Annotated in this window: 21 protein-coding genes and 2 pseudogenes; 11 read left to right on the plus strand and 12 right to left on the minus strand. The window is 63.8% G+C overall.

Annotation, left to right across the window (positions count from 1 at the left end):
* Positions 1–362: 362 nt before the first annotated feature.
* Genes AC1D05_RS16310 through AC1D05_RS16320 form a run of 3 tightly spaced genes read right to left on the minus strand, consistent with a single transcriptional unit; the run spans position 363 to position 3,431 of the window.
* A complete protein-coding gene (locus tag AC1D05_RS16310; protein WP_477442030.1) occupies positions 363–1,160 on the minus strand; it encodes an ABC transporter ATP-binding protein in 798 nt (265 codons plus the stop codon).
* A gap of 10 nt (positions 1,161–1,170) precedes the next feature.
* Positions 1,171–2,061, minus strand: coding sequence for a nitrate ABC transporter permease (gene ntrB / locus AC1D05_RS16315; protein ID WP_477442032.1), 891 nt, complete (start codon positions 2,059–2,061; stop codon positions 1,171–1,173).
* 53 nt (positions 2,062–2,114) lie between these two features.
* Positions 2,115–3,431: a CmpA/NrtA family ABC transporter substrate-binding protein gene (locus tag AC1D05_RS16320; protein WP_477442034.1), complete on the minus strand. Its 1,317-nt coding sequence runs from the start codon at positions 3,429–3,431 to the stop codon at positions 2,115–2,117.
* Between AC1D05_RS16320 and AC1D05_RS16325 the strand changes: the two genes are divergently transcribed.
* Positions 3,418–3,546 carry a hypothetical protein gene (locus AC1D05_RS16325; protein ID WP_477442035.1) on the plus strand — a complete coding sequence of 43 codons (129 nt, stop codon included), beginning with the start codon at positions 3,418–3,420 and terminating at the stop codon, positions 3,544–3,546. The genes AC1D05_RS16320 and AC1D05_RS16325 overlap by 14 nt on opposite strands.
* Before the next feature lie 242 nt (positions 3,547–3,788).
* Here AC1D05_RS16325 and AC1D05_RS16330 read toward each other — a convergent pair whose 3' ends face one another.
* The 6 genes from AC1D05_RS16330 to AC1D05_RS16355 form a co-directional block, all read right to left on the minus strand.
* Positions 3,789–5,027 (minus strand): CmpA/NrtA family ABC transporter substrate-binding protein, encoded by a 1,239-nt coding sequence (locus tag AC1D05_RS16330; protein ID WP_477442087.1) that lies wholly within the window; start codon positions 5,025–5,027, stop codon positions 3,789–3,791.
* A 2-nt stretch (positions 5,028–5,029) separates the two neighbouring features.
* A complete protein-coding gene (locus AC1D05_RS16335; RefSeq protein WP_027045429.1) occupies positions 5,030–5,632 on the minus strand; it encodes an ANTAR domain-containing response regulator in 603 nt (200 codons plus the stop codon).
* A 152-nt stretch (positions 5,633–5,784) separates the two neighbouring features.
* Entirely contained in the window at positions 5,785–6,114 is a 330-nt protein-coding gene (locus tag AC1D05_RS16340) for a hypothetical protein (RefSeq protein ID WP_477442037.1), read from the minus strand.
* A 99-nt stretch (positions 6,115–6,213) separates the two neighbouring features.
* Complete coding sequence (locus AC1D05_RS16345; RefSeq protein ID WP_477442039.1) at positions 6,214–6,954, minus strand: endonuclease/exonuclease/phosphatase family protein; 741 nt, start codon at positions 6,952–6,954, stop codon at positions 6,214–6,216.
* Positions 6,955–7,160: 206 nt separating this feature from the next.
* Positions 7,161–8,624: a phospholipase D-like domain-containing protein gene (locus AC1D05_RS16350; protein ID WP_477442041.1), complete on the minus strand. Its 1,464-nt coding sequence runs from the start codon at positions 8,622–8,624 to the stop codon at positions 7,161–7,163.
* A gap of 8 nt (positions 8,625–8,632) precedes the next feature.
* A complete protein-coding gene (locus AC1D05_RS16355; RefSeq protein WP_477442042.1) occupies positions 8,633–8,791 on the minus strand; it encodes a hypothetical protein in 159 nt (52 codons plus the stop codon).
* 260 nt (positions 8,792–9,051) lie between these two features.
* On the opposite strand from AC1D05_RS16355, the gene AC1D05_RS16360 reads away from it, so the two are divergent.
* From AC1D05_RS16360 to AC1D05_RS16405, 10 genes and pseudogenes are all read left to right on the plus strand, one after another.
* Positions 9,052–9,246 (plus strand): hypothetical protein, encoded by a 195-nt coding sequence (locus AC1D05_RS16360; RefSeq protein WP_477442044.1) that lies wholly within the window; start codon positions 9,052–9,054, stop codon positions 9,244–9,246.
* A gap of 534 nt (positions 9,247–9,780) precedes the next feature.
* Positions 9,781–10,509, plus strand: a complete 729-nt coding sequence (locus AC1D05_RS16365) for a helix-turn-helix domain-containing protein (RefSeq protein WP_477442046.1) — start codon at positions 9,781–9,783, stop codon at positions 10,507–10,509.
* Positions 10,510–10,703: 194 nt separating this feature from the next.
* Entirely contained in the window at positions 10,704–11,222 is a 519-nt protein-coding gene (locus tag AC1D05_RS16370; RefSeq protein WP_477442048.1) for an AraC family transcriptional regulator, read from the plus strand.
* A 197-nt stretch (positions 11,223–11,419) separates the two neighbouring features.
* Positions 11,420–16,658, plus strand: a pseudogene (locus tag AC1D05_RS16375) (beta strand repeat-containing protein); the annotation flags it as partial.
* 143 nt (positions 16,659–16,801) lie between these two features.
* A pseudogene (locus tag AC1D05_RS16380) lies at positions 16,802–17,215 on the plus strand (YadA-like family protein); the annotation flags it as partial.
* A 7-nt stretch (positions 17,216–17,222) separates the two neighbouring features.
* On the plus strand, positions 17,223–17,807 hold the full coding sequence (locus tag AC1D05_RS16385; RefSeq protein ID WP_477442050.1) for an invasion associated locus B family protein: 585 nt from the start codon (positions 17,223–17,225) through the stop codon (positions 17,805–17,807).
* Between the two features lie 13 nt (positions 17,808–17,820).
* Positions 17,821–18,489: a hypothetical protein gene (locus tag AC1D05_RS16390; protein WP_477442052.1), complete on the plus strand. Its 669-nt coding sequence runs from the start codon at positions 17,821–17,823 to the stop codon at positions 18,487–18,489.
* Between the two features lie 35 nt (positions 18,490–18,524).
* Positions 18,525–18,986 carry a DUF4189 domain-containing protein gene (locus AC1D05_RS16395; protein ID WP_477442053.1) on the plus strand — a complete coding sequence of 154 codons (462 nt, stop codon included), beginning with the start codon at positions 18,525–18,527 and terminating at the stop codon, positions 18,984–18,986.
* A complete protein-coding gene (locus AC1D05_RS16400) occupies positions 18,983–19,519 on the plus strand; it encodes an invasion associated locus B family protein (protein WP_477442055.1) in 537 nt (178 codons plus the stop codon). The genes AC1D05_RS16395 and AC1D05_RS16400 overlap by 4 nt, the downstream gene beginning before the upstream one ends.
* A 392-nt stretch (positions 19,520–19,911) precedes the next feature.
* Positions 19,912–20,469 (plus strand): DedA family protein, encoded by a 558-nt coding sequence (locus AC1D05_RS16405; protein ID WP_477442057.1) that lies wholly within the window; start codon positions 19,912–19,914, stop codon positions 20,467–20,469.
* 17 nt (positions 20,470–20,486) lie between these two features.
* Here AC1D05_RS16405 and AC1D05_RS16410 read toward each other — a convergent pair whose 3' ends face one another.
* Genes AC1D05_RS16410 through AC1D05_RS16420 form a run of 3 tightly spaced genes read right to left on the minus strand, consistent with a single transcriptional unit; the run spans position 20,487 to position 23,457 of the window.
* Entirely contained in the window at positions 20,487–21,176 is a 690-nt protein-coding gene (locus AC1D05_RS16410) for an ABC transporter ATP-binding protein (RefSeq protein ID WP_477442058.1), read from the minus strand.
* Complete coding sequence (locus tag AC1D05_RS16415; protein ID WP_477442060.1) at positions 21,176–22,324, minus strand: ABC transporter permease; 1,149 nt, start codon at positions 22,322–22,324, stop codon at positions 21,176–21,178. The genes AC1D05_RS16410 and AC1D05_RS16415 overlap by 1 nt, the downstream gene beginning before the upstream one ends.
* Positions 22,321–23,457, minus strand: coding sequence for an efflux RND transporter periplasmic adaptor subunit (locus AC1D05_RS16420; protein ID WP_477442062.1), 1,137 nt, complete (start codon positions 23,455–23,457; stop codon positions 22,321–22,323). The genes AC1D05_RS16415 and AC1D05_RS16420 overlap by 4 nt, the downstream gene beginning before the upstream one ends.
* Positions 23,458–23,467 lie beyond the last annotated feature (10 nt).

Genomic DNA, 23,467 nt, shown 5'->3' on the forward strand with positions numbered 1-23,467 from the left:
GTCGATCGCGCAAAAAACAAAAAAGCCGCCGGTCAAGTCTTCGCGCGTCCGTCCATCCGGGATCGCGCATTGACCTGAGCGGCAGCTTTGCCTGTGGCGCCCGCCATTGGACGCCGTGTCACTTGGCCCTTGCGGGCCTACACTCTTGAAAGCAGGAAACGTGCCAATTCGACGGTTCCCCGGATTGTCGAATAAAATCAATGTGAATCGCAACCGAGCTACTTTTGACCAAGCACGGCAGCGGATCAAAGATTAGTCAGACTGCCTTGCACGGCAGCATAATATTTGTGCAGTGCGGTAGACTGCCTATTGCCGATGCAGATTGCCAATTGCCGATGATTGCGCGTTTTTCGGTCATGACTTTACTCCGCGGCCGTTACGAAGCGGTGGCGCTCGTAGAGGAACTTCAGCACCGCTTCGCGGCAGCGCAGGAAGGTGCGGTCGGAGGAGAGCTCGACACGCCGGCGCGGTCGGGCCAGCGGCACGGCAAGCACCTCGCCGATGGTCGCGGCCGGGCCGTTGGTCATCATGACGATGCGATCGGACAAGAGCACGGCCTCGTCGACATCGTGGGTGATCATGATGGTCGTCGAGTCCAGCCTCGAATGGATGTCCATCACCGCGTCCTGCAGATGGGCGCGCGTCAGCGCGTCGAGCGCGCCGAACGGCTCGTCGAGCAGCAGGATCTTCGGCTCCATGGCCAGCGCGCGTGCAATGCCGACACGCTGCTTCATGCCGCCGGAGATCTCGGCCGGGCGCTTGTCCCTGGCATGCGCCATCTGCACGAGGTCGAGATTGCGCATGATCCAGTCGTGCCGCTCCGCTCGACTCTTGCTGCGCCCGAAGACCTTGGATACTGCGAGGTTGATGTTCTCGTAGACCGTGAGCCAAGGCAGCAGCGAGTGGTTCTGGAACACGACCGCGCGTTCGGGTCCGGGGCTGTCGACCTCCTTGTTTTCGAGCAGCACGGCGCCGGCGGATACATTGGTCAGGCCGGCGATCAGGTTGAGCAAGGTTGACTTGCCGCAACCGGAATGGCCGATGATGGAGACGAATTCTCCCTTGTCGATGGTCAGCCTGATATCCCTAAGCACCTCGCTGACCTGGCCGCCACGGGCAAAGGATTTGTCGATATGGTCGAGCTTCAGATAGGTCGTCATCTTGCCCTCCTCATTTTGCCGTTGTGCCACGGGTGACGAAGGCACCCACCGCCGCGACCAGCCGGTCGAGGCAGAAGCCGGTGACGCCGATATAGGCGAGCGCGACGATGATGTCGGGCAGCCGCGACGAGTTCCAGGCGTCCCAGATGAAGAAGCCGATGCCGACGCCGCCGGTCAGCATTTCGGCGGCGACGATGGCGAGCCAGGACAAGCCGATGCCGATGCGCAGACCGGTGAAGATGTAGGGGGCCGCGGCCGGCACCATGATCTTGACGAAGAACTCGAACGGGTTGAGCCGCAGGATGCGGGCGACGTTGCGGTAATCCTGCGGGATGTTGCGCACGCCGACGGCGGTGTTGATGATGATCGGCCAGATCGACGTGATGAAGATGACGAACAGAGCCGACGGGCTGGAATCGCGGAACGCCGCCAACGACAGTGGCAGCCAGGCCAGCGGCGGTACGGTGCGCAGGATCTGGAACACCGGATCAAGGCCGCGCATCGCCCAGACCGACTGGCCGACCAGCGCGCCGAGGGCTACCCCGACCACCGCCGCCATGCCGAAGCCGATGGCGACGCGCTGCAGCGAGATAAGCACCCGCCACGCCAGCCCGATATCCTGCGGGCCGTTGTCGAAAAACGGATGCGCGATTAGGTCGTAGGCCTCGTTCCACACCTGGCTCGGCGGCGGCAGGCTTGATGTGGGTGACGAGCAGGCGACCTGCCAGACGACGAGCAGGACGAGGATGACGACGGCCGGCGGCACCAGCGCCGTCGCCAGCTTGCCGGCAATGGCGAGCAGGTCGATGCGGCGCCGGGCTTTGGCTGTGAAGGTGACCAGTTCGGCGGGCTTTGCCGGAAACGCCTTCACCTTGGTGTCCTCGATGGTTTGGATGGACATGTCTTGGAAAAACTCCTGGGCGTTGGGCGACAACGGCGCGAGCGCCGTTGCGCCTAAGCCGATGCCTTGATCTTGAGGCTGTCGAGGTAGGCGGACGGGTTGGCCGGATCGAAGACCTTGCCGTCGAAGAAGGTCTCGACGCCACGGGACGAGGATGCCGGAATGTCGGTGGCCGCCACGCTGAGATCCTTCGCCGCCTCGCGCCACAGATCCTCGCGGTTGACCTGATCGACCAGCGCCTTGACGTCGGTGGTCGGTGCGAATTTGCCCCAGCGGATGTTCTCGGCGAGGAACCACGAATCATGGCTCTTGAACGGATAGGAGACGCCGCCCTTCCAGAACTTCATGTAGAGGTCGGTGCCCTTGGCGACGCGGCCATTGCCGTAGTTGATATCGCCCTTGAGGCGACCGATGATGTCGGCGACGGGCACGTTCATCCACTGCCGCTTGCCGATGATAGCGGCCATCTCGTCCTTGTTCTCCATGGCCTCGCACCATTGCTGGGCTTCCATGACGGCCATCAGGATCGCCTTGGTGGCGTTCGGGTTCTTCTCGATGAAGGCGGCACGCAGGCCGAGAGCCTTTTCCGGATGGCCCTTCCACAACTCACCCGTGGTGGCGGCGGTGAAGCCGACGCCCTGGTGGACCAGCTGCTCGTTCCACGGCTCGCCGACGCAGAACACGTCCATGTTGCCAACCTTCATGTTGGCCACCATCTGCGGCGGTGGCACGACGATGGTCGAGACGTCCTTGTCGGGATCGATGCCCCCGGCGGCCAGCCAGTAGCGTATCCACAGGTCATGCGTGCCGCCCGGGAAGGTCATGGCGGCCTTCACTTCCTTGCCGGCGGCCTTCTTGGCGGCGAAGGCTTCCTTCAGCTTGGAAGCGTCGAGGCCGACGCCGGTGGCGGCGTACTCCTGAGCGACGGAAATGCCCTGGCAGTCGTAGTTCAGCCGCGCCACGATCGCCATCGGCATCGGCTGGTTGTTCTGCGTCACCTTGCCGGTGTGCATGAGGTAAGGCAGCGGCGTCAGGATGTGGGCGCCGTCAATGCCGTTGGCCTCGCCGCCGAGCATCAGATTGTCGCGCGTGGCGCCCCAGGAGGCCTGCTTCAGCACCTCGACATCGGGCATGCCGTATTTGGCGAACAGGCCCTTCTCCTTGGCGATCATCAGGGGCGCGGCATCGGTCAGCGCGATGAAGCCGAGCTTGGCGCCCGTGACTTCCGGGGCGGCGGTCGCGGCATAGGCCCCAGAGGGGAGCAGCGCACGCGCGGCTGCCAGGGTTGCCGCAGTGGCAGCACTTGCCATCAGAAAATTGCGACGGGTCATGCCCTCAAGAGGGGTTTCAGTCTTGATGCGTTTCGTCATCGTCATCTCCCGTTGGGCACTGCTCGGGATCAGCGCCGTCGATTGCGTGTTCGGTCAAAACAAAAAAGCCGCCGGCCAGGCCGCGCGCGTCCGTCCATCCGGGATCGCGTGTTGACCTGAGCGGCAGCTTTGCCTGTAGCGCCCGCCATTGGACGCCTGTTACGTGACCCGAGAAGAGTCTGCCTATTGCAAGGCAGGAACCGTGCCAGTTTCGGAATGGATGATAAATACCAATAAAATCAATGATATGGTGCAGTTGTCGGCGCACGGCCCGCAGGGCGAGCAAGCCAAAGATTGTTCATCAACGCTAGTGCACGCACAATTTTTGTGCAATGCACAAGAATGGCGCGAAAATGATCAGGCCTCCGCGCGGGCCGATTTCTGGCGTGCTATGTAGGCATCGATCTCGTCGGGATCGAAGATCTGGCCGTCGAAGAAACCGTCGGGACCAAGCACCAGGCCGGCCCCGGTCGCGCCGACCGCGGTGGCGACCTTGAGCGCGCCCTCGACCTTCGCATTGGCGCCGGGTAGCGCCACGCCGAGCGGTTTCAGCGCCGAGCGGTAGAGGTCGGGCCGGTAGCATTCGCGGGCAATGGCGAGGTTTTCAGGCGTGTGCGCCACGTGCCCCCAGCGCACCATCTGCGTGTAGAACCACAGAGCATGGCTCTTCCACGGAAAATTCGCCGCCTTGTCGAAAGGCAGGAAGAAGTCGTCGATATCTCGCTCCGCTCCGCCGCCCAATTGGAGATGGCCGGTCAGGATCGGCATCTGCACAGCGGGCGGCAGACCGAGGAAGCCGGGCTGCGCCATCACAGCAGCCAATTCTGCGTGGTTGGCGGGATCCTGGCACCAGCGCGCCGAATGATGCAGCGCGCGCAGCAATGCCGCCAGAGAATCGGGATACTCGTCCGCCCAGGCCTTGCGCACGCCGATCACCTTCTCCGGGCTGTTCTTCCACAGCAGCGCCTTGACGGTGACGATATGGCCGGTGCCGGCGGCGACCGCAGCGCTGTTCCAGGGCTCGCCGACGCAGTAGCCGTCGATGCGCCCAGCGGCCAGCGCGTCGGCCATGAAGGGCGGCGGCACGATGACGATCTCGATTTCGCGGTCGGGATCGATGCCGCAGGCGGCGAGCCAGTAGCGCAGTTCGTAATTGTGCCCGGAATGCGGATGCACCACGGCAAAGCGAAGCGGCTCGTGGCCAGCCGCCACACGCTCACGGATGAATGCGCGAAGTGCCGTTCCGGCGCGTGCCGGATCGAGATCGGGTTCAGCGCCATGCGCTGCCATGCCGGCCCAGACGGCGTTGGAGATGGTGACGCAATTGCCGCCCAAGCCCAGCGAGAACGGCACGATGGTTTCGGAAGCGAGCGGCGTCAGCCCGAGATTGCAGGCGAGCGGCATCGGTCCCAGCATATGCGCGAGATCGAAGTGGCCGATGGCCATGCGGTCGCGGATGTTGGCCCAGGAGGTCTCGCGGTGCAATTTGAGCTCAATGCCTTCGCGTGCGGCGAAGCCAAGCTCGCTTGCGGCGACCAGCACGGCGCTGTCGAAAAGCGGCATGAAGCCGGCAGTGATCTGGTGCTCGGCGCCCATGCTCATTCGTCCTCCGCCGGCCCCAGCAACCCGGCGGCAGTCACCAGGCTCTGGGCGATATCGCTGATCTTGCGGTTCTGGTTCATCGCCGTCTTGCGCAGCAGCGTATAAGCGGCCTCCTCGGAGAGGCCGCGCGACTTCATAAGAATGCCCTTGGCACGATCGATCACCTTACGGCTCTCGAGCTCGCTGCGCGCCTCTTCCAGCTCGCGCGCCATGCGCGAGAAGGCATTGAAGCGGCTGACCGCCATGTCGAGGATCGGCTTGACGCGCTCTTGCCTGAGCCCATCGACGACATAGGCGGAGACGCCGGCGTCGACCGCCGCCTCGATCGACGCCTGGTCGGAGCGGTCGACAAACATGGCGATCGGGCGCTTTACGGCGCGCGACAGCTGGAACATGTTTTCGAGCATATCGCGGTTGGGATTTTCGAGATCGATGACGATGACGTCAGGTTCGATCTCGGCGATCCGCCGCGCAATGCCGGTCACGTCATGGATAACCGTGACCCGCTGATGGCCGGCCTCGCGCAGGCCGGCCTCGATGATCGAGGCGCGGATGCGATTTTCATCGATCACCAGGACGGCTAGGGAGGATCGGACCATGCCTGCATTGTGGGCAAGGCCGCGAAATTGTGCAATGCGGCATAGCCACGTCTTTTAAAGGGCGTGGCTATGCCGCATCATCGCTTACCGCTGTGGATTGCTTCCTGCTCGGAAGCAGATCACGTCGTCTTGCTCAAAAGGCAGTATGCGGGTTAACCGCAGACGCGAACCTGCTCGATCACCCTGTGATGGTGGCGCCAGTGCTTGATGATCTCGATATGACAGCGGTGATGCCGATGGTGGCGGCGATACTCGCCATCGTAGTTGTCATCATACTGCGCGTTCTGGTCATCGCCGTACTGGTTGTCGTAATTATGCCGGTGATGCCGGCGAATGACGATCTGGCCGTTGTCGGACTGGTCGTCCGGTGAATACTGGTTGCCGTCGTCCGATTGGATGATCACGCTCGCGGCTTGCGTCGGCGCAATGACTGCGGCTGTGGCGGCCAATGCCACCATGGAAGCCAGGAATAGCTTTTTCACGTCTCGTTCTCCTACGGTTCAATGCGTATCAACTCGCGGAGAGAATTAGCGTTCCCAAATAAATCCCGAGCTTTCAAGGCCGTGCACGACAGGCCGGGCCTATAGGCGAACGAAGGCTGTCAGCGGCAAATGGTCGGAGGCGACGCGCGAAAGCGGCGTATCATGCGCTTCCACCGCTGCGATCATTCCGTGCCGATTGGTCATGATCCGGTCGAGCGCCAGCAGCGGCAGGTTTGAGGGGAAGGTGGGGACCGCCGGCGGCTGCGGCCCAAACGTCGAATGCAGCGTGTTGAGCGCCGAGCGGTTGCCGAGCCGCCATTCGTTGAGGTCGCCGAGCAGGAGCGTCGGCTTCTCGTCGGCGCTGCTCATGATGTCCAGCACGACGCGGGCCTGTTGCGAGCGCGAATGGCGCAGCAGACCGAGATGGGCGGCGATGACGCGCAAGGTTCGGTTTCCGTCGAGGTCGATCTCCGCCACCACCGCGCCGCGCGGTTCCAGGCCGGGAAGCCTGATCTGATGCACGTCGCGGACGACGCCCTTCTTGAACAGGAGGACATTGCCGTGCCAGCCATGGCCCTTGCCGGTGGCTGAAATCGGCACTGGCACCAGGCCTGTTTCCCGCTCGAGGCGCGGCAGGTCGAGAAGTCCGTCACGGTCGCCGAAGCGGTTGTCCGCTTCCTGCAGGGCGATGACGTCCGGATCGATTTCGCGGATGACGCGGCTGGTCCGCTCGGGATCGAATTTGCGGTCGACGCCGATGCATTTGTGGACGTTGTAGGAAGCGACCAGCGTTCCTGTGGTAGCGGTGGCCTTGTGCGCAGCGGCGTTTGCCTTCTGCATCCGCCTGTCGCGAATGGACAAAAGCATGGTTGCGGGGAGGCTGCGTTCGTTCATCCGCACCGTGTGCCTGCCATGCCTGCTGGTCTCACCATGCACCTCAAATAGAGTCTTTGCGCTTATGTTCCATGATCGACGTCAAACTATCGGGCAAACACGTCGTTTTGTTAAACCCAGGGGCTTTTTGTAGAGATAGGGTGAGAACCCATCTAGAGATAGGGTGAACCCAGCCACAGGATACGGTCGAACAGCCGGATGATGAACGGCCGGGCTTGCAAGGCGTCCAGCGTGACAGGGATAGCCGTTTCGATTGCCGATCCAATCCGGGCTTCGATCTCGCGGGCAAAGCCTGCGTCGAGGACCTCCAGATCGATCTCGAAATTCAACCGCAGCGACCGGGCGTCGAGGTTGGACGAGCCGACATAGGCCCAGACGCCGTCGATCGAAAGCAGCTTGGAATGGTCGAATGGGCCTTCCGTGCGCCATATGCGGCAATAGTTCTTGAGGATCTGGTCGAATTGCGCGGTCATGGCGCGGTCGACAAGGAAGAGATTGTTGACCGCCGGCACCACGACATCGATCTCGACGCCGCGCCGGGCGGCGGTGATCAAGGCGCTGATCAGTTCCCGGTCCGGCAGGAAATAGGGCGACATCAGGCGGATCGACTTGCGCGCGACCGAGAAGGCGCCGATCAGCAGTTTGTGATTGGTCTCATTGCTGGCATCCGGCCCGGATGCGACCGCCCGCACCAGCATCGGCTGGCCGGCTGCCGGCGACAGCGGGGCAATCCGCCAGGCATCGCCCTTCAGTGCTTCGCTGGTGGAGAAGCGCCAGTCTTCGGCAGCGACCGAGAACAGGTCGGCGACGACAGGTCCGCTGACCTTGAAATGCGTGTCCCTGGCATTGTTGGAGCCGGTGAACTCCTCGGAAAAACCCTTGCGGATGTTCATGCCGCCGGTAAAGGCAACCGTGCCGTCGACCACCAGGATCTTCCGGTGGGTCCTGAGGTTGGCGTAGGGCAGGCGCAAGCCCATGACGATGTTGCCGTTGAAGACATCGGCGGGGATGTTGGCGCGGCGCAGATGGCCGAGGATACTGGGGACGGAGTAACGGGCGCCGACGGCGTCGATCAGCACGCGAACGGTGACGCCGCGCTGGACGGCGCGGGCCAGCGATTCGACGAAAACCAGGCCGACGGCGTCATTGTCGAAAATATAGGTCTCGAGCAGGACACTGCGCTCGGCGCCATCGATCGCCGCGCACATGGCGGCATAGGCCTCGTCGCCGGTCTCCAGCACGTCGATGGCATTGCCTGGGTTAAGCGCGCGCCGCGCCACCCTGTCGCCCAGCGTCCGCAGGCCGGTGAAGCGTTGGCCGTAACGCTCGACGATCAGCGCCTCCTCGGCGACGATGTCACGCTCATGCTTGGCGGATACTGCGTCGCCGGCAAGCGGGCGTTGTGCGGTGATCGTGGCGCGGCGGATGCGGTTGATTCCGGCGACGGCATAGATCAGCACGCCAAGGATCGGCGACAGCACCATCACGCCGACCCAGCCAGTGGCGGCCCGCACATCCTCCTTGGTCATGACGGCGTGGGCGATGCCGACGGTCGCCATCACCACCGAGATGATCGCCAGGATTTGGGTCCAGTGAGTCGCAATAGTCTCGAACATTGCCGGGACTATCCAGCGAGCGGTTGCAGAAGGCAATGCGGCCGGTCATGCCTCTCGTGGCCGGCACGCCAGGGGTCAGCGTTCCGGCCGGTATCGATGGACGAGGCCTTGATGCGGCCGGTCAGGCGGCGATGCCAGGCGATATCGCGCCACATGCGGAACGGCATTCCTGCATTCCTATTGGCGGGGCCAGGCTTGGTCGAGGAAATCTATTTGGTCAGAGATCGAACCGATCAACCTCCGTACAATGCGGTTCAAAAGAGCCCATGCTAACCCAAGGGAAAGCATAGAGAAGGCGTGGCCCGGCATCGTCCTATGCCGCCTTGGTGGTCCAACGCTTCCTGTACTTTGGTGCCACATATACTGTATATCAGAGGGAACGAAAATGGCGATATAACACTTTAATCAGAGGCGGGGGAGGCGCCGAATGATGAGAATCAACTTCGAAGGGCCTCCTGTGGGGGACGGGGACATATCGGCCAGGTGCCAGCGCCAGTTGCTGCCTCTGGTCCGTGAAATCGTCCAGGCGGCGGTCGCGGCCGGCTGGAACCAGGACGATGTTCTCCTGGCTTTTGTGGAACTCACCTGGGATCTGTACGAGAAACGTCGCGGCGATTTGTAACCGCACGCCCCGCCCCGCGTCGTTGCTGTATCCGATCTCGGTGGCAAACCAAGCGTCGGCCTGGGAAGGCCGCACCAAGGCCGTATGGCGGTGTATTAAAAACAGTGGAGAACGGGGAGCCGATCATGCCAGGAGTCGACGAAAACTCTCGCATGGCAAGACTGGCGGCGGGCTGAAACAGAATGCTCGCCGACTTCCTGTATCGGTCGTTTTTTCTTTCTTTTCCCGAATAAAAATTTTTCTTTGCGCGGGGGAGTTCTTCCCTATCCAAGGCCTCTGCGTTACGCTGGTTTCGGGTCGGGCATAAGGGGGGTCAGGCGGCAGCAAGACGGCCGAGGCGATGCAATGAAAAATGCGGACGAGGCTCGGGAGAGCGGCGTTTCCCGAGGCGTCGATCGGACAGCCCGATATGTCCTGGACATCATTCCAGAAAGTGCCGGCCCGAGACGCGCCACGGCGCGCGGCAGCGTCATCCATTCCGTCCGCGGTCCCGGGTCGCAGACATTCCTGGCCATGGAACATTCCGCAGGCATTGTGCTGAGGCCGGGGCGCAAATTCAGAGCCTCGCTCGGCAGCGACAAAATCACGGAGTACGATGCGCCGGTCGGATGCCTCATCATCAATCCCGCGGGGGTCGACAGCACCTTCGCCTGGTCGGAGACCAGGGAAAACGCCGTCGTCTCCATATCGCCGGAAGCACTGTCGGAACTGGCGGCTCATGAGTCCGATATCGCCAACACAGAGCTCGAGCCGCCTGCGTTCGGCACGGTCGACCTGAGGGCCCTCAACATAGCCCAGATGATCACCGCCGAGCTGACAGGAGCGTTGCCACCGAATGAGCTTTATCTGGATTCGCTGCTGACGGTGTTCGGCGTGCATCTGCTGCGCACCTACACGAGCCGCAGCAGGCCGGTCGTGTTGCCCAAAGGCGGGCTCTCCGCCATTGGTGCTCGGCGTGTGCGCGAATATCTCGACGAGAACTTCGTGCGAAAAGTCATGGTCGCCGAACTGGCTTCCGTCGCGGGGGTTTCCCCCAATCATTTCATCGCAAGGTTCGCCAGGACCTTCGGGATGCCGCCGCATCGCTACCTGATCAATCTGCGCCTGGATCTGGCGGAGAAGCTGCTCGTCGGTGGCAAGTTCGCAATCGCCGAAGTCGCCTACCTCGCCGGCTTTTCAGATCAGAGCCATCTGGCGGCCACCATGAAGAAGTACCGGGGAAGAACGCCAACCAGGGCCGGCTCTGCTTCGGTCAAAACCTGAGAGCTCAAGGTATGGCAAAGAGACCACACCCGCTGCTCAATGATCAAAGACCGGAATTTCCTACAAAGGTTGCGGAGTTTTCCAAAATACGTCCGTCACGTACATGCCCAAACGTGCGTGGGAGTCATTCGGAATACATGCGGCCCCGACGTTGTCGCCATCTGGCCGGATCGATGAAATGAACGGTGCTGGCAATGCGAGCGTTCGATCAATCACGAATTGTTTTTCAGGGGAACAGGGAGAGCAGCCTCGGGTTGACTTCCATCTGGGAAGTATCAGGAGGCCGAAACATGCGGCGGCGTGATGATGATTCCGCGGGATCGGTGTCCGGAGCGAATTCCGCGCAACAGCCGGCGCTGAACGTAAAAGGCGGGCTTTCCGCCCGTAGCGCCCGCCGCGTGCAGGAATTCCTGGGTCAGAACTTCACACGCAAGCTGGCGCTTGCCGAGATGGCGGCGGTTTGCGGGCTTTCGCCCTATCACTTCATGCGGGCTTTCTCCAGGACGTTCGGGATGCCGCCGCACCAATATGTTCTCGATCTGCGGCTGGACTTCGCCGAAAGACTGCTTGCCGACAGCCGCATGACGATCGCGGATATCGCCCATCTGGCCGGCTTTTCAAGCCAGAGCCATTTTACCACCGTCATGAAGAAATACCGGCAGGTGACGCCCCTGCAGGCGCGGGTAGGAAAGCTTAACTCGAAGATTAGGTGAGGCTGCGCTTGCTGTATTGCTTGATTACTTGGTTCTAAAGCGATGGCTAAGGTAACGAGCCGTTAACCTCCGTCGAGTTGCTCCGGTTTTTTCTCACGACACAGCAATTTCGTGAAATACTGCAAGCAGGAATCATGTCTTCCTGCTGGGGATTGGAATTGTCAGACGATTCCATGCCGGCCAGCGGAGAGGGAACCATGACCGACAATCGCATTTCGAGCGGCTCGCTTGTTCAGCGTCACGCGGCGCAATTCGCCGGGCAGTGGATCGCCGGGGCCGATCATGGCTCCCGCTCGCTGCGCCGTCGCCTGATGGCGATCCTGCGCATGGCACATCGTGTGCTCGGCATGCGCCGCAAGGGACACGGCCTCGGCATGCTCGGCACCGGCAGGATGTTGGCGGCGCTTGGTATAGTCGGTTTCGGAAGCATCGCCACGCCTGCTCTGGCACAGTATGCCGCCGGCGGCGGCACGGCGAACGGCGCCAGCTCGGTAGCGGTCGGTCCGTCCGCCACTGCGAACGGACTGCGAGGCATAGCGGTTGGCTCTGGAGCAACTCAGGCAGGCATCGATTCCATTGCCCAAGGCACCAGCGCCAGCGCTGGCAGCCAGAACGCCGTCGCGATCGGCTTCCAGTCGATCGCCTCACAGCTCAACTCCATCTATCTTGGCTCGCGGACTGTTGCGGGAACGGGTGCCACTGCCACGAGCGCCATCGGCATCGGCACGGATGTGACGGCATCCCAGGTCGACGCCATTGCGATAGGACGTCAGTCCGTCGGATCGGCACAATACTCGGTGGCTCTCGGCCTGAACGCGAAAGCCACAGGCGCCGGCGGCGCGATGGCGTTGGGCCAAGGCACGGTCTCGAGCGGTGTCAATTCGGTCGCGCTCGGCGTCAACTCTAGTGCCACAGGAGCCGGCGCCAACGCCTTGGGCACTTTCTCCGTTGCTTCGGGAGGGAACTCCACCGCCCTCGGCACTAGCTCCACGGCCAGCAACAATTATGCGACAGCTGCAGGCTGGGGGGCCGTAGCCAGCGGTGCCAATTCCACTGCCGTAGGCCGTCAGGCCGCTGCCAGCGGCATAAACGCCTCCTCCTTCGGGACTGGTTCGAGTGCGGTAGGAGACAATTCTCTCGCGGCCGGCGTCAGCGCCAACGCCGGCGGGGTCGGCAGCACCGCGCTCGGCATCGGCACCTCGGCGGGCGGCGCCAGTTCGGCTGCCGTGGGCTTCCAGGCCCAGGCCGCCGGCACCAATGCTGTCGCCGTTGGTCCCCAGGCAAATGCATCGGCGTCAAACTCGGCAGCGTTCGGCAACGTGGCCACGGCCTCGGGCCAATTCGCGCTGGCTCTAGGCAACTCGGCCGTGTCGAGTGGGACAGGCTCGGTCGCGGCTGGTTCTGGAGCCCAGGCCACGGACGTCTCCACCACCGCGCTCGGCAACAACGCCACGGCAACCGCCGCCAGCGCAACCGCGCTGGGATTGGGCGCCACGGCGGGCGCGATAAACAGCACCGCGATCGGCAAGTCGGCCAATGCGAGCGCGCAGGACGCCATCGCCATGGGCACCAGTGCCAAGGCCAGTTCGGCCCAGGCCGTTGCCGTGGGCATCAATGCGGTGGCGACCGGCGGCAAGGCCGTCTCCATCGGCTCCGGCAACACCGCTTATGGCGATGGCGCTGTCTCCATCGGTGATCCCAGCTATGCCAGCGGCACCGGCGCCTTCACCGGCGGCGCCAACAACATCGCCAACAGTGACGGCACGGCAACCGCCACCGCCGCGAACCAAGCCGCGGGTGCCGTCGCCATCGGCAACAACAACAAGGCGATCGGACAGGGCTCCGTGGCGCTGGGCAACGGCACCACGGCGGGCGCCGCCGGCCTCGCCGGCAATGTCGCGCTCGGCAATGGCGCGACGGCGGCGGCGAGTTCCGGTGACGTGGCGCTGGGCTCTGGCTCGGTGACCACAGCGGCGGTGGGCACGCCCAATGCTGTGATCAACGGCACGACCTATGCTTTCCAAGGCACCAATCCGACCTCGACAGTGAGTGTCGGCGCCCCCGGCGCGGAGCGCACCATCACCAACGTCGCCGCGGGGCGGATCAGTGGATCCTCGACCGATGCGGTCAACGGTTCGCAGCTCTTCGCCACCAACCAGGCGGTCGACGCCATCGGCGCTGTCGTCAACAACCTTAATGTCGGCGGCGGCATCAAATATTTCCATGCCAACTCGACGGCGGCGGACTCGTCGGCGACGGGTACGGACTCCGTCGCGATCGGACCTGTTTCGACCGCGACGGGGACGAACGCCATCGCGGCCGGTACCAATTCGAGCGCCTCCGACGCCAACGCCTCGGCTATCGGCAGCGGCGCCGTTGCATCGGCCCTCGACGCAACAGCGATGGGGTATATCTCCAAAGCCTCGGGCCAATACAGCACCGCCATCGGCGCCAACGCCAACGCCACGGCCACGTCCAGCACGGCGATCGGCCAGAACGCACTCGCAACCGCCGTTCAATCGACCGCCCTTGGCCTAGGAGCGAATGCCGGCGCCCAGAATGCAATCGCGCTGGGCGCCCTCGCCAACGCCGGCGGAGTAGACAGCACCGCTCTCGGCATCGGCACCGTAGCCAGCGCCGACAATTCCACTGCCGTCGGACGTGAATCCCGCGCCACCGGACTCAACAGTACGGCGCTCGGCCGCGGCGCCCAAAGCAGCGCCCTGAACTCCATCTCTCTCGGCGCTGGGACGAGGGCGTCCGGGATAGGCGCCGTCTATGTCGGCTCAAGCACTTTTGCAACGAGCGCCAGTGGAGACAACGCCATCGGCATCGGCACGGACGTGACGGCATCCGAGGACGACGCCATTGCAATGGGGCGCGACAGCCAGGCGACTGCAACCAACGCCATCGCGGTCGGTCTACAGTCCGCTGCGCTCTCCGCCGACTCCGTCGCCATCGGCACGGGCGCGACTACCGATGGCGGCCAGGCCGTGGCCATCGGCGCCGGCAACACCGCTTACGGCGACGGCGCGGTGGCTATCGGCGATCCCAGCTATGCCAGCGGCACCGGCGCCTTCACCGGCGGCGCCAACAACATCGCCAACAGCGACGGCACGACGAGCGCCACCGCGGCCAATATGGCCAACGGCGCCGTCGCCATCGGCAACAACAACAAGGCGATCGGGCAGGGCTCGGTGGCCCTGGGCAACGGCTCGACGGCGGGTGCCGCCGGTCTTGCCGGCAATGTCGCACTGGGCGACGGCGCGACGGCGGCGGCAAGCGCCGGCGACGTGGCATTGGGCTCGGGCTCTGTGACCACAGCGGCGGTGGGCACGGCAAGCGCCGTGATCAACGGCACGACCTACGCCTTCCAAGGCACCAATCCGACCTCGACGGTCAGCATCGGCGCACCCGGTGCGGAACGCACGCTCACCAATCTGGCGGCAGGGCGGATCAGCGGATCCTCGACGGATGCGGTCAACGGCTCGCAGCTCTTTGCCACCAACCAGGCTGTCGACGCCATCGGAACCACGCTCAACAACATCAATGTCGGCGGCGGCATCAAGTATTTCCACGCCAATTCGACGTTGCCCGACTCTCAGGCGCTGGGCACCAATTCAGTCGCCGTCGGCCCGAATGCGGTGGCCAACAATGCCGGCGATGTGGCGATCGGCCTGAATTCGGCGTCAGGAGCAACGACCAATGTCGGCGGAGCCACGATCGGCGGCGTGAACTACACCTTCGCCGGTGGCACGCCGGCGGGCGCGTTCTCGGTCGGGTCGGCTGGCGCCGAGCGCCAGATCCAGAACGTCGCGGCCGGACAGTTGAATGGCGGCTCGACCGACGCCGTCAACGGCTCGCAGCTCTTCGCCACCAACCAGCAGGTGACGCAGAACACGACCGATATTGCCAACATCGGCAGTGGCGTCACCAATCTTGGCAACACCATCAGCAACATCGCCGGCGATACCTCGATCGCCTATACCGACGCCAATGGCGTGGGCATCCGCTACGCCCGCACCAACGAGACGGGATTGGCGCAAACCGATTCCTTCGCGCAAGGGGTCGGCTCCACCGCTGTCGGCTACCAGGCGACCGCGACCGGCGTCAGCGGTCTGGCGCTCGGTCGTGGCACACAGGCCAGCATCGATGGCAGCGTCGCCCTTGGTTCCGACTCGGTTTCCGATCGCGCCCTGGCTCCGGCCAGCGGCCAGATAGCGGCCGGTCCGTCCAACTTCATCCAGTACAACACCACCGACAAGACGCTGCTCGGCGCCGTTTCGGTGGGCACCGCCACGTCCTACCGGCAGATCACCAATGTCGCCGACGGCACGCAGGCGCAGGACGCGGTGACGGTCCGCCAGCTGCAGGGAGCGATTGCCTCCGTCTCGGTGACGTCAACCAAGTATTTCCATGCCAATTCGGCGGCGGGCGACTCGCTCGCGGTCGGTGCGGAATCGGTCGCGGTCGGCCCGACGACGGTCGTCAACGGCGACAATGGCGTGGGCATCGGCAATGGCGCCATCGTCGACCAGACCGCGCCCGGCGGCACGGCCATCGGCCAGAACGCGCATGTCATGCTGGCCGACGGCCTGGCGCTCGGCACCAATTCGCTGGCATCCGGCATCCAGTCGGTGGCGCTCGGCGCCGGCGCCCAAAGCACCTTCATCAACAGCGTCGCGCTGGGCGCGCAGTCCATCACCTCGGTCGGCGCTCAGACCGGCTACACGGCCTTTGGCCTGACCGCGCCGCAGACCTCGGTCGGCGAGGTGTCGATCGGCGGCGCGGGAGCCGAACGCAAGCTCACCAATGTCGCAGCGGGCTCGGCCGATACCGATGGCGTCAACGTCTCCCAGCTTAAGGGCGTGTCGCAAAACATCGCCAATTTGTTCGGCGGCGGCACCACGGTCAATCCCGACGGCTCGATCACCGGACCGACCTACACCGTCCAGGGCAACACCTACACAACCGTCTATGACGGGCTCACGGCGGTCGACAACGCGCTGACCAACATCACCAACGGCGGTGGCATCAAGTATTTCCACGCCAATTCGACGCTGGCCGACTCCACCGCCAGCGGCACCGACAGCGTCGCGATCGGACCGGCCAGCGTGGCCAGCGGCACCAACAGCCTCGCCGCCGGCAATGGCTCGACTGCCACGGGCCAAGGCGCGGTGGCGCTCGGCCAGGGCGCCAAGGCCAACAACGCCAACGATGTGGCGCTGGGTTCGGGCTCGGTGACGCAGACCGCGGTCGGCACGTCCAGCACCGTCATCAACGGCAAGACCTACACCTTTGCCGGGACCACTCCGGTCGGAACCGTCAGCGTCGGCGGTGCCGGCGCCGAGCGGACGATCACCAATGTCGCGGCAGGACAGATCAACGCCAACAGCACCGATGCGATAAACGGCTCACAGCTCTACGCCACCAACACGGCGGTCGAGGATTTGAAATCGGGTCTCGGAACGCTCACCCAGAACGCGGTGACGTATGACACCAATCCGGACGGCAGCAAGAAGAACAGCATCACGCTGCAGGGCGGCGACGTCAACGCGCCGGTCGTCATCTCCAATGTCGGTCCCGGCGTTGCCGGTACCGATGCGGTCAACGTCAACCAGCTGAACCAGGGGCTGGCCACGAGCATCAACACGTCCAACACCTATACCGACAAGGTGGCGGCCACGACCTTGCAACAGGCCAACAACTACACCGACCAGAAGCTCAGCCAGCTCAATTCGGACATCGGCGGCATCCGCGATGAAGCTCGGCAGGCGGCGGCGATCGGGCTCGCCGCGGCCTCGCTGCGCTATGATGATCGTCCCGGCAAGCTGAGCGTCGCGGCGGGTGGCGGCTTCTGGCGGGACTCGAGTGCCTTGGCCTTCGGCGCCGGCTACACCAGCGAGGACGGTCGCATCCGCGGCAATGTGTCCGGAACTGCCGCTGGTGGGCATGTCGGCGTCGGCGCCGGCATCAGCTTCACCTTGAACTGAGGCGGGAATGAAAGGACTTGCCGCACTGACTTGCCTGGCGCTCTGCGGCGGCCTCGCGCCGGCTGCCGGGCAGGTTTCCGCGCCGGCTGCAGGGCAAGTTTCCGCGCCGTACAGGATCAAGCCGTCGGATGTGGTGCTGCCGCCCGACGTGAAATTGGGAACCTATCAGCGCACCATCCGTCCGTTCGAGAACTGGACGCTGATCTGCGACGAGAACCTCAAGGCCCGCAAGAAGGTCTGCAACGTCTCGCAGATCATCGAGGACGCGTCCGGCAAGATGGCCTTCAGTTGGTCGCTTGCCGCCACGCAGGATGGCAAGCCGTACATGATCCTGCGCACCGCGCCGAATGCCAGGAGCGACGGGCTGGTGTCGCTGAAGTTCGACGGGCTGGGCCAGGCGATCGACGTTCACCTGAACGGCTGCAACGAAATGGTCTGTGTCGGCATGTTGCCGGTCGGTCCGGTCATGCGCCAGCAGATCTCCCGGAACGCGACGCCGGCGATCTCCTATCCGACCGTCGACGGCAAGACGATCACCGTGACCGCAGCAACACTCAAGGGGCTGACGGAGGCCCTTTCGCCAGTCAAATAACCGGGGCAGCACCATGAGCCAGCAGGACCAGTTCATATCCGCAAAACGCAGCAGTCCGACCGTCGATGCGGATCGGCAGAAGCTGGTCGAACCCAAGCGGCGGCGGTGGCCACGTGTCGTCGGATTCTCGCTGCTGGGGCTTGTCGTGGCGGGTCTTGGCTTCGCCGCCGGCAACTATGCCGCGATCGCCAATCTGGTCGGCAGCGCGACGGCCGCACAGGCTTCGACGGAGACCCCCGCGCTTCCGGACACGCCTTTCCTCGAGCATGTCAAGCAAGCCGGGGTGCAGGCCTGTTCGACCGTCTATCCGGTGCTCGGACAGATTTTGACGACCGGAACCAAATACAGCGTGAAATCCCTGTGGAACGACCAGGCCGCCGACAAACATGCCGTCCAGGCCTTTGTCGGCATGGACTATGCGACGGAACGCTATAGCGGGCCGGCCGCCGGCGTCGTTTTCGCATCACCCACCGCTTCGGGTTGCGAGGGGGCGATGGTGCGGGTGGCGCCATTTGCCAGCCCGTGTGCAGACATCCCGTCCATCCTTCCGCAGGGCAGCAAGATCACCGACCATCTTGGCCAGGTCGAGGTGTACGAGCTCGGCGGCAATGCCGGGGAAGCCTTGCTCCTGCCGACGGGCAAAAGCTGCGTGGTGATCTCCGTCGCTTCGGCGGCGAAGTAGGCGAGCGAATAGGATCAAGGAAAGGGGTGCCGACCATGAGATTGCAGGCTTTGGCAGTTTTGGGTTTGACCTTGTTGTGGAGCGGACAAGTCGTCTCGGCTGACCTGGTGGCGCCGCCGGAGCCGCAGCAGGAGGAAAAAGGCATCTGGGCGGCCATCGCCTATTCGCAGGCCGACAGCAAATACGGCCTCTTCTGGGGCGCCGACAAGCGGCAGGAGGCGAAGGACATCGCGCAGAAATATTGCGAGAACGCCGGCGGAAAGGCCTGCAACGTCGTCGCCGTCTTCCGCAACCATCGCCATTGGGATGATGACGACGAGACCGGTTTTCCCTACAAGCACTGCGGTGCGCTCGCCGTGGCCGACAAGGTCGAGAACCGTTTCACGCCCTGGGGGGTGAACTCGGCCGAGACCCGCCGGGAAGCCGAAGACCTCGCTTTGCAGGCCTGCCAGGCGTCGGGAGAGAAGTGCAAGGTCCGTGAGTGGGTCTGCACATGAAGCGTGGCCTCAAGGCCGCCTGCGCCAGCGGGGCAATCGTATTCTCATTGATGTCGCCGGCATCGGCACAGCAACAGGTGGCGGCTGTTCCAGATGGCCCGTCATCGCTGCGCGAAGTCTACCAGGACTGGAGCGTGGCTTGCTCCGTCCAGGAGAATGCGAGGGTCTGCTCGCTTTCGCAGGACCAGGTCCAGAAGAACGGCCAAAGGCTGCTTGCCGTGGAGATACAGAGACGCGCGGACGGGTCGACGACGGCTACCTTGCTTCTGCCCTTCGGCATCCTGCTCGATTCCGGCGTGACGCTGCAGATCGACGATCAGCCGCCCTCGTCCCCGCAGCGCTTCAGGACCTGCCTGCCAACGGGTTGCATCGCGGTGTTTGCCATTGACCGGTCGGTGCTTGGAAAGCTGAGGGGAGGCGAGGTGCTGAAGCTCAATGTCACGACAGACGCAGAGACGCCGCTGACATTCCCGGTGTCGCTGCACGGCCTGAGCGCGGCGCTTGACCGCATGGTCGCATTGAGCGCACGGTGAGGACAAGGGCGGCTGCCTTCGATGCCGGCCGCCGCCCGGTCCCGTGGAACGTTGGTGTGCCGAGGTCGTTTAGTCCCGGTGCCATTGCCAGCGGATCGTGATCATGAAGAAGACCTACGTCAAACCCACGCTTGTGAAACGCGAGAAACTGACCCAGCGCACGGCGCAAATCGTGGCATCCGGGGTCATATTGGGCGAGTAATCGCACTCCGCGGGCCGGAATTCCTTCGCCCATGCCAGATATGCAGATGTAGTGGCGTCGATCGGCATTGAGTTGTTGACGGCCAACCTCATGCCAGGCGCTATTCGAATCCGGCGCACGATTCTCGATCGCGGGTTCAAATGGCAGAGATGATCACCGGACACGAAGCCCGAAACCGAGATTACCTCTGATGGTGGGCAGCGCGTTGCCGGCATTCATCGCCGCACACGGCTTGCTGCTGCTTTTTCCTCTGGCGGTCGTCGAAGGCCCGATCGTGACTGTCGTTGCCGCGTGGCTGGCTCAGCAAGGGCTGTTCGACATCAGGCTGGTGCTGGTCGTGGCCACCTTGGGTGATCTTGTTGGCGACACCCTCTACTATCTTCTGGGACGGCATCTGAACTATGTCATGCCGAACCGGCTCAGGGCGTGGCTTGGACTGAACCACGACCGGATCGAAACGCTGATCGGCCATTTCGAAGAGAAGGGCGGACAGACGCTTCTGTTTGGCAAACTCACCCATGTGGCGGGTCTGCCGATATTGGTGGCGGCCGGCGCCGCACGCATGCCTTACCCCATTTTCCTCGGCTATAATTTTCTGGGCACGCTGCCGAAAATCGCTGTTTTTGCAGCCCTCGGCTGGTGCTTCGGCTCAGCCTGGCAAAGGATCGACGGCGGCATCTTCTACGCATCCATTCTGGCAACCGTCGTGCTGACGGCATTCGTCATCGGGCGACTGCGAAAAGTGTAAGACAGCGGAGCCGGATTCTACCGGGCCCGTCCGTCCTCGAGCTCCAGCGTCGAGTCGAAATAGCTGATCCACCTGGTATCATGGGTGACAACGCAGATCGCGACTTCGCGGCTGTCGGCCAGATGGCGGAAGACCTTCATCACCATTTCCGCCCGCTGGCCATCCAATGCGGCCGTGGGTTCATCGGCCAGGATAACGGTGGGATCGTTGGCGAGCGCCCTGGCAATCGAAACGCGCTGCTGCTCGCCACCCGAAAGCTGGGACGGGTAGTTGGCGCCGCGATGCCCCATGCCGAGCGCGGCGAGCAGCCGGCCGGCGCGTTCCTGCGCCTTTTGGCGGCCGACATCATTGACCTGCATGGCGATGGCGACATTCTCGGCTGCGGTGAGGAAGGGGATCAAATTCGCCTTCTGGAAGACAAAGCCGAGATGGGTACGCCTGAAGGCCCGCAGCTCGTTCAGCTTTGCGCCGGGCCGGGAAATCACCTTGCCGTCGAACAGGACCTCTCCGGTGGTCGGCGTCTCCAGCAGGCCGGCGATCATCAGCAATGTCGTCTTGCCCGAGCCGCTCGGCCCGACAACGCCGGTGATGGCGCCAGGGCTGAGCGTCAGCGAACCGGCGGCCAGCGCCGTGACCTGCGAGCCGCCGCTGTCATAGACCTTGCTGGCGTTGCGCACCTCCAGGGCGGCCAGGCGTCGCTTCGACATCAGGCCAGCACTTCCTGGGCGCGGACCGCGAGCGCCCGGCGGATGGCAAACCAGCTCGCTGCAAGGCTGAGCGCCATCAGCACCGCCGACAGCACGCCAAGATCGGATTCGGTGATCAGGACGGTTCTCGGGAACCTCGGATAGATGGTGAACGAGATCGCGATGGCCAGGACAAGCCCGCAAAAGCCGATCAGGCCGGCCTGCTGGGCGATCATGCCGATGATCACCCGGTCGCGCGCACCGATCAGCTTCAGCAGCGCGATCTGCGCGACCTTCTCGATCGTCATCGTGTAGATGGTCAGCGCGATGACGGCGCAGCAGATGAGCAGCGTCATCGTCGTGAAGGCCAGGATCTGGACCCGGAGCTTGCCGAGGCGGCCGTCCAGCAGAAGCGTCTCCTGATCCTGCTTTGTCAGCACCTCGACATCGCCCCAGCGCTTGATCGTGTCGCGGACGACTTCCTTGTCGGCGCCAGGCAGCGTTTCGACGATGACGGCGGCAACACTTCCGGTGTCGTCGCCGAGACCCATGCGGGTTTTGCCCTTGGCCGCGCGGTTGAGCAGGATCGCCTCGCTGGGCAGGAGCTGGTTGATCACCTGGGCATCGGCGATGGTGACGAACAGCAGGCCGTCACCGCCCATGTCGACCTGGCCCGTCGCCACGCCGACGATCGTATAGGTATCGCGTCCAAGCCGGATCTCGTCGCCGACGACGAGGCCAAGGGTCTTGTCGGCGATCGCCTCATAGCGGTTCGACTGGAAGTAGCGGCCGGCGATCAATGGTATCCAGCTGCCGCTGTCGCTGGGAAAGTCGACACCGGTGATCGACATCCTGAGCGGCAGGCCGTCGAACTGGAATTGCTGGTTATACTGGATGAACCGTCGCGTGGCCGCCACGCCCGCGACGCCGGCGACGCGGCGATCGAGGTTGGCCGGAACGGCGGAGGATTCCGCGAACGGACCGGACTTGCCGCCTTCGACCACCCAGAGGTCGGCGCCGATGCCGTCGATGACGACAAGGGCTTCATAGACGATGCCGCGATACATGCCGAGCATGCCGATCGTCGCCGCCATCAGCAAGCCGACGCCAAAGACGGTAAGGACGAACCGCAACAGGTTGTGCCTGATATCTTTGATCGCGAGGTTCACTCGCCGGCTGCCCTTATCGTGACCGCCTGGTACTGGAAGCGGCCGATCGGACCCAGCACGACATCGCCGACATCGAGGCCGCGTGTGATCTCGATATCGGTGCCGCTGGAGTAGCCTAATGAGACGGGCGCCCAATAGGCTCGCCCATCGTGCGAAATCCACAGGCCGACCCGTCCCTGGTCCCGCGCCAGGAAGCGCTGGGGAATGGCGATGCCGGGGGAGGGCGATTCAGCCTGGATGACGACACTTGCCCGTTGCCCCACGGCCCAGGTCGCGGGCACTTCGTCCAGTTTCAGGTCGACGGTGAATTCGCGTGTCTCCTGATCGACCTGTCGGCCTATGCGCACGATCGAGGCGGTGTAGGCGCGCTGCGGATTGGACGAGAACGCGACCTTCGCCACCTGGCCGGGGCGCAGCGATGCCATGGCGGATTCGTCGAATCTGGCAAAAACCAGCAACGACTTCGGATCGACGATCTGCATCAGTTCGACGCCGGGCGAGAGCAGGTCGCCGACCGTGCGGCTGCGCGAAACCACCACGCCATCGACGGGGGAGCGGATGGAGGTCTCGGCGAGGCGGCTGCGCAATTGCTCGACCTCGGCCGACGCTGCCGCCGACTGGGCCTTCGAGCGCTCGATGGTGACGGTTGCCCGCGCCAGTTCGGCCTCGGCCTGCTTCTGGGTGCTTTCGACAAGGTCGAATTCGGACTGGGAAATCGACTTGCGGTCGAGCAGGGTTCTCCTGCGTTCGAGATCCGCCATGGCCGTGGCGGCGGCGATGGCAAGCCGATCGCGCTCGAGTTCGGACTCATGCACCGTCTCCGCCGCCGCGCGGTCGTTGGCGACCGCCGCCACAAGCTGGAATTCGAGATCGGTGGCGTTGAGGGTGGCAAGGATCTGGCCGCTCTTGACCTCGTCATTCTGGTCGACGCGCACGTCCGCCAGGAAAGCCTGGATGCGTGCCGTCACCACCACCTGGTTGGTCGCGCCGAGCAGTCCCGGCCCGGCGATCTCACGCGCGATCAGGCGCTGCCTGGCGACATAGGATTCGACATCCGTGGGCCAGATATACCATCCCGAAAACAGGCCTACCGCCGCGAGCACGACAAGCAAGGTTGAGATTAAGCGAACCACGTGCCCTTAC

This window comes from Mesorhizobium sp. P2_E9, assembly GCF_056403815.1.